The organism is Terrabacter sp. P5_B1, from assembly GCF_056400505.1.
Genome location: NZ_JBFULD010000251.1, coordinates 1 through 6,390 on the forward strand (window position 1 = coordinate 1; position 6,390 = coordinate 6,390).

General features: G+C 70.2%; 6 protein-coding genes. 3 read left to right on the top strand and 3 right to left on the bottom strand.

Going from position 1 to position 6,390, the window contains the following annotated elements; all coding sequences use genetic code 11:
* The 3 genes from AC1DP0_RS16230 to soxR all read left to right on the top strand — a co-directional run.
* Positions 1-485: FHA domain-containing protein (locus tag AC1DP0_RS16230; RefSeq protein ID WP_478086092.1), on the top strand; the 485-nt coding region annotated here is incomplete at its 5' end.
* A 262-nt stretch (positions 486-747) separates the two neighbouring features.
* Entirely contained in the window at positions 748-1,311 is a 564-nt protein-coding gene (locus AC1DP0_RS16235; protein WP_478086094.1) for an AAA family ATPase, read from the top strand.
* On the top strand, positions 1,312-1,743 hold the full coding sequence (gene soxR, locus AC1DP0_RS16240; RefSeq protein WP_478086096.1) for a redox-sensitive transcriptional activator SoxR: 432 nt from the start codon (positions 1,312-1,314) through the stop codon (positions 1,741-1,743). It begins immediately after the preceding gene.
* A gap of 112 nt (positions 1,744-1,855) precedes the next feature.
* Here soxR and AC1DP0_RS16245 read toward each other — a convergent pair whose 3' ends face one another.
* The 3 genes from AC1DP0_RS16245 to AC1DP0_RS16255 form a co-directional block, all read right to left on the bottom strand.
* Positions 1,856-3,982 (bottom strand): ABC transporter ATP-binding protein, encoded by a 2,127-nt coding sequence (locus AC1DP0_RS16245; RefSeq protein WP_478086098.1) that lies wholly within the window; start codon positions 3,980-3,982, stop codon positions 1,856-1,858.
* Positions 3,982-5,712, bottom strand: a complete 1,731-nt coding sequence (locus tag AC1DP0_RS16250) for an ABC transporter ATP-binding protein (RefSeq protein WP_478086100.1) — start codon at positions 5,710-5,712, stop codon at positions 3,982-3,984. The genes AC1DP0_RS16245 and AC1DP0_RS16250 overlap by 1 nt, the downstream gene beginning before the upstream one ends.
* Before the next feature lie 73 nt (positions 5,713-5,785).
* On the bottom strand, positions 5,786-6,390 hold a 605-nt coding region (locus AC1DP0_RS16255; RefSeq protein WP_478086102.1), incomplete at its 5' end, for a TetR/AcrR family transcriptional regulator.

Consider the following 6,390-nt stretch of genomic DNA (forward strand, 5'->3'; position numbering starts at 1 on the left):
GGGCCGGGGCCGCCCCTGCCGCAGGCGCTCGTGCCGTGGGGACGCCAGACACCCCCGAGGAGCCGGAGTCCTTCGACTGGCTGGCGGAGGTGTGGGTCGACCCCGACTGGTACCAGACCCAGGAGGCAGAGGATCCCTGTCCCTCGCCGGGACTGCCGACGATCATGCCCCTGCGCCACCGCAGCGTCCTGCTCGGCCGGGTGTCCACGAGCAAGAACACGAGACCCGAGATCGACCTCTCGTCCGATCCCGGCGTCAGCCGACGACACGCCCAGCTGACCTCCGACGGGACGCGGTGGTTCGTCGAGGACCTCGGCAGCTCCAACGGCACGTTCGTCGGCCCCGCGGCCGGGCCCTTGCCCGCCACGGCCATCTCCGTCGGGCCCAAGACGGAGCTCAGCGACGACGACCGGCTCTACGTCGGGGCGTGGACCCGCGTCGTGGTTCGCCGCGCGACCCCCGACGAGGTCGAGGCGTACGCCTGACCCACGCAAGTGGGCACTCGACGTAAGGTCGGCGTGGCGTGGTTTCTTCAGGACGTGGGGAGTCGGGCACTCGACTCAGAGGTCGGCCTGGCCTGCGCTGCTGCGCGTAGGGAAATGGGCACTCGACGGGAGGCCGCCCTCGCGAGCGGCGAGGCCACGCTCGACGGGAGGTCGGGTCGAGTGCCCACTTTCGAGTTGGCCACGTGAACGTCACCTCGAACGCTGGCGACTTTCACCACGGTGCCCTCTAGGGTGGTGCGACGTGAGCGTCCAGGCCCTCCCCTCCACCGCCGACAAGCCGCAGGTCGTCGTCGTCACCGGCGTCATGGCGGCGGGCAAGTCGACCGTCTCCCAGCTCCTCGCGGAGCGCTTCTCGCGCGCGGTGCACCTGCGCGGCGACGAGTTCCGGCGCGTCGTCGTGCGCGGTCGCGCCGACATGTCGCCACAGGGCGATCCCGAGGCGGAGCGGCAGCTGGTCCTGCGCCACCGCATCACCGCCCGCACCGCGGACGCGTACGCCGAGGCCGGCTTCACCGTGGTCGTCCAGGATCTCTTCGTCGGCACGAGCCTGACGCCGTTCCTCGAGCAGGTCACGACCCGGCCCCTCAGCCTCGTCATGCTCGCCCCCGACGTCAGCACCGTCATGCAGCGCGAGTCCGAGCGGGTCAAGGTCGGCTACGGCGACCTCTGGTCGATCCGCGACTTCGACCACAAGGTGCGCACCGAGACGCCCCACATCGGGCTGTGGCTCGACAGCTCGCAGCAGACGCCTGACGAGACCGTCGAGGAGATCGTCGCGCGGCTGGCGGAAGCGCGGATCGCCTAGATGTCGGCGCTGTCGATCGGTCAGGTGGCCGAGCGCACCGGCGCGGCGACCTCGGCGCTGCGCTACTGGGAGGATCTCGGCCTCATCCACTCGGTCCGCACGACCGGGAACCAGCGGCGCTACGAGCGGGCCACCATCCGGCGCGTCTCCTTCATCCGTGCCGCCCAACGGGTCGGCCTGTCGCTCGACGAGATCGGCGCCGCCCTCGCCACGCTCCCCGAGGGACGCACGCCTACGGCCAGCGACTGGGCGCGGCTCTCCCGGGTCTGGCGCCACCGGCTCGACGAGCAGATCCGGCGCATCGAGAAGCTGCGCGACCAGCTCGACGCGTGCATCGGCTGCGGCTGCCTGAGCCTGCGCACCTGCGCGCTCAACAACCCGGACGACCAGCTCGCGCAGGGGGGCCCAGGCGCCGTCCTGCTCGAGCCCTGACTCGCGGGTCCGGGTGAACCGGCCGGAWCGAACCGGCCGCGGCGCCGTTCAGCGCCGAGATACGGGTTCGTTCCGGTCGGTTGTTCCCTGGCAGGTCCGGGCGGGTCGCTCGTCAGTCGGCTCCGCCGGCGTCCGAGGGCACAGCGTTGTCAGGGGTCGGGACACCGGGACCACCGGCGGGGCCGGGGGCGCCCGCACCGACCGTCGCCATCTCGGGGTGGTCGTCCGGCCGGCCGGGGGCCGCGGCGGACTCGTCGAGATCGGCCGCGGCACCTGCGAACTGGGCGGCATACAGCGTGGCGTACGCGCCACCGGACGCGAGCAGCTCGGTGTGCGAGCCCTTCTCGACGATCCGACCGTCCTMCATGACGAGGATGAGGTCGGCGTCGCGGATCGTCGACAGACGGTGCGCGATGACGAAGCTCGTCCGGTCGGACCGCAACGCGGCCATGGCGTGCTGGACGAGCACCTCGGTGCGCGTGTCGACCGAGCTCGTCGCCTCGTCGAGGATGAGCAGCGCCGGGTCGGAGAGAAACGCGCGCGCGATGGTGACGAGCTGCTTCTCGCCGGCCGAGATGTTGGACGCCTCGTCGTCGAGCACCGTGTCGTAGCCGTCGGGCAGCGAATGCACGAAGCGGTCGACGTAGGTCGCCCTGGCCGCGGCGACGACCTCCTCGCCGGTGGCACCCGGGCGGCCGTAGGCGATGTTGTCGCGGATCGTGCCGCCGAAGAGCCAGGTGTCCTGCAGCACCATGCCGATGCGTGCGCGGAGGTCGTGCCGGGTGAGGTCGCGGATGTCGACGCCGTCGAGCGTGATGCGGCCGCCGTCGAGCTCGTAGAACCGCATGATGAGGTTGACGAGGGTCGTCTTGCCGGCGCCGGTGGGTCCGACGATGGCAACAGTCTGACCGGGGCGCACCGACAGGTCGAGGTCCTCGATGAGCGGCTTGTCCGGCGTGTAGGAGAAGGACACACCCTCGAACGTCACCGCTCCGTGCGGGTCCTCGATGCGGGTCGGCTCGGCGGCGTCGAGCTCCTGCTCGTCGGCGTCGAGGACCTCGAAGACGCGCTCGGCCGACGCCACGCCCGACTGGAGTACGTTGGCCATCGACGCGACCTGCGTCAGCGGTTGCGTGAACTGCCGGGAGTACTGGATGAACGCCTGGACGTCACCGAGGCTCAAGGCTCCGGACGTCACCCGGAGACCGCCGACGACGGCGATGAGGACGTAGTTGAGGTTCCCGACGAACATCATGACCGGCATGATGATGCCGCTGATGAACTGGGCTCCGAACGAGGCCTCGTAGAGCTCGCCGTTCTTCTCCTTGAACGCCTGCTCGGTCTCCTTCTGCCGGCCGTAGACCTTGACGAGCCCGTGGCCGGTGAAGGTCTCCTCGACGATGCCGTTGAGCTCGCCGGTGTTGCGCCACTGCTGGATGAAGAGCTTCTGCGACCGCTTCGCGATGAGGCTCGTGACGACGATCGAGATCGGGATGCTCACGAGCGAGATGAGGGCGAGCGTCCAGGAGATCCAGAACATCATCCCGAGCACGGCGACGACGGTGAGCAGCGAGTTGAGCAGCTGCGAGAGCGTCTGCTGCAGGGACTGGCCGACGTTGTCGATGTCGTTGGTGACGCGGCTCAGCAGCTCACCTCGCGGCTGGTTGTCGAAGTAGGGCAGCGGCAGCCGGTTGAGCTTGGCCTCGACCTCCTGGCGCAGGTCGAACATCGTGCGGGCGAGGACGCCCTGCAGGATCCAGCCCTGGGCCCACATGAGCAGCGAGGCCACGGCGAACAGGGCGATGACGAGCAGGAGCACGCTGGCCAGGGCGTTGAAGTCGATCCCCTGGCCCGGGGTGAAGTCGACGTTGCTCAGCAGGTCGGCATACGTCGTCTGGCCCTGGGCGCGCAGGGTCGCGATGACCTGCTCCTTCGTCGTGCCGGGCGGAGCCTTGATGGCGCCCCCGATGACGCCGGAGAAGATGAGGTCGGTCGCCCTACCGAGGATCTTCGGCCCGACCGAGCTGAAGGTCACGCTGACGACCGCCAGCACGAGCACGACGACGACCTTCGCCCGGTGCGGCCGCAGCCTGCCGAGCAGACGCTTGGCCGACGGGCCGAAGTTCAGCGACTTCTCCCCCGGCTGGCCCATCTGCATGTGCGGCGGACCGCCCCGTCGGGCCGGGCCGCGTCGGGCCTCGGCGGCCTTCTCCTCCGTGGTCTTGACTCCCTCGGCCATCAGGCCGCCTCCTCCGCGCTGCGCTGGGACTCGACGATCTCCCGGTAGGTCTCACAGGTGTCGACGAGCTGGTCGTGCGTGCCCCGGCCGACGATGCGGCCGTCCTCGAGCACGAGGATCTGGTCGGCGTCGACGATCGTCGACACGCGCTGGGCCACGATGACGACGGTGCTCCGCGCCGTGGCCGGGCGCAGGGCCCGGCGCAACCGGGCATCGGTCGACAGGTCGAGCGCCGAGAACGAGTCGTCGAAGAGGTAGATGTCGGGCCGCTTGACGATGGCCCGTGCGATGGCCAGCCGTTGTCGCTGGCCACCCGAGACGTTGGTGCCGCCCTGGGCGATCGCGGCGTCGAGGCCTCCCATCGCCTGGACGAAGTCCTGGCCCTGGGCGATGCGCAGCGCGTCCCACAGCTCGTCGTCCGTGGCCTCGGGGTTGCCGTAGCGCAGGTTCGTCGCCACGGTGCCGCTGAAGAGGTACGGCTTCTGCGGGACGAGACCGATCGTGCTCCACAGGTCGTCGAGCGCGAGGTCGCGCACGTCGACGCCACCCACGCGCACCTTGCCTGACGAGGCGTCGAAGAGCCGCGGCACGAGACCGAGCAGGGTGGTCTTGCCGGAGCCGGTCGACCCGATGATCGCTGTCGTGCGGCCCGGCTCCGCCCGGAAGGACACGTCCTGGAGCACGGCGGACTGGGCGCCCGGGTAGTGGAAGTCGACGCCCGACATCTCGAGCCCGGCCGCCCCGGCCGGCAGCGGCAGCGGCTGCACCGACTCGATGACGGAGGACTCGGTGCCGACGACCTCCTGGATGCGCCCGGCGGAGACCGACGCGCGCGGGATCATCGTGGCCATGAAGGTCGCCATCATGACGGCCATGAGGATCTGCACGAGGTAGGTGAGGAACGCCGTCAGCTCACCGATCTGCATGTCGCCGGACGCGATGCGGTGGGCGCCGAACCACATGACGGCCACCGTCGAGAGGTTGAAGATGAGCATGACGATCGGGAAGACGAGCGCCATGAGCCGGCCGACGTGCAGGCCGGCGTCGGTGAGCCGGTCGTTGGCCTCGGCGAAGCGCGACTCCTCGTGGTCCTCGCGCACGAAGGCGCGGACGACCCGGATGCCGGTGATCTGCTCGCGCATGACGCGGTTCACGCCGTCGAGCGAGGTCTGCATGTGGCCGAACCACGGCACCATGCGCGAGATGACGAGGCCGACGACGAGGCCGAGCAGCGGCACGGCCACGGCGACGAGCCACGAGAGTCCGACGTCCTCGCGGAGGGCCATGATGATGCCGCCGACCATCATGATCGGCGTCGTCACGAGCAGCGCGAAGCCCATGAAGACGACCATCTGGACCTGGGTCACGTCGTTGGTGTTGCGGGAGATGAGCGTCGGTGCGCCGAAGCGGGTGACCTCCTGCGCCGAGAACTCGACGACCTTGCCGAAGACCCGGCCCCGGACGTCGCGCCCCATCGCCATGGCGACCCGGGCTGCCAGGAAGGTCCCGGCCACGGCGGCCGCGATCTGCACGAGGCTGACACCGAGCATGAGGGCGCCGTGGCTGAGGATGAAGCCGGTGTCACCCTTGGCGACGCCCTCGTCGATGATCTCGCCGTTGAGGCTCGGCAGGTAGAGCGAGGCCATCGTGCTGACGAGCTGGGCCAGCACGATGAGCACGATCTGGCCCGAGTAGGGGCGCAGGTGACTGCGGAGCAGTCGGATCAGCATGAGGGTGCCTTTCGGTGCGTGGGGTCGCTCAGGAACGGTAGGGACTCACGTGGGGTGAGGGTCAACTGGTTTGTCATGGCTGCGTCTCGCCGCACCGGCCGGGGTCGTCGCGTCGGACGAGTCCGAAGAGCACCGTGTCGACGATCTCCTCGGGGGTCAGCACCTGGCCGTCGGCGATGCCGGGGTGACTGCCGGAGAAGGTGAGCAGCCGGATGCGGTGGACGACGTCGGCGCCGGGGACGACGAGGCGGTCCTCGTCGTGGACGAGCAGCTCGTGGATCGCCGCGAGCAGCGGCTGGTGCGCAGCCTCGTGCTCCTCGTCGTCCGCGTGGCCGCGCAGGTGCCGGCCCGCCTCGTAGCAGCTCTGGTGCGGGCCGCGGTTGGGCGGCTCGGTCAGGCCGAGGGCGCCCATCAGGCCGAACACCTCGGTGAAGCGCATCTGCAGGATGCGGGTGAAGTCGACGAGCCGGTCGCGCAGGGAGCCCTCGGGGTCGATGGCCGTGATGCGCCGCCGCACGGGGGCGGGGCAGAACGCCGCCTGCACCGCCTCCTTCTCGAGGATCTCCTTGGTCGGGAAGACCCGGAAGATCGTGCCCTCCGCGACGCCGGCCTCCTGGGCGATCTCGCTCGTCGTCGGTTTGCGGCCCTCACGGTGGGCGAGCCGCACGAAGACCTCGA

Excerpts from the sequence above, each read along its gene's own strand:
- soxR (WP_478086096.1), top strand. The coding sequence starts at position 1,312 with ATGTCGGCGCTGTCGATCGGTCAGGTGGCCGAGCGCACCGGCGCGGCG.
- AC1DP0_RS16250 (WP_478086100.1), bottom strand. The coding sequence starts at position 5,712 with ATGCTGATCCGACTGCTCCGCAGTCACCTGCGCCCCTACTCGGGCCAG.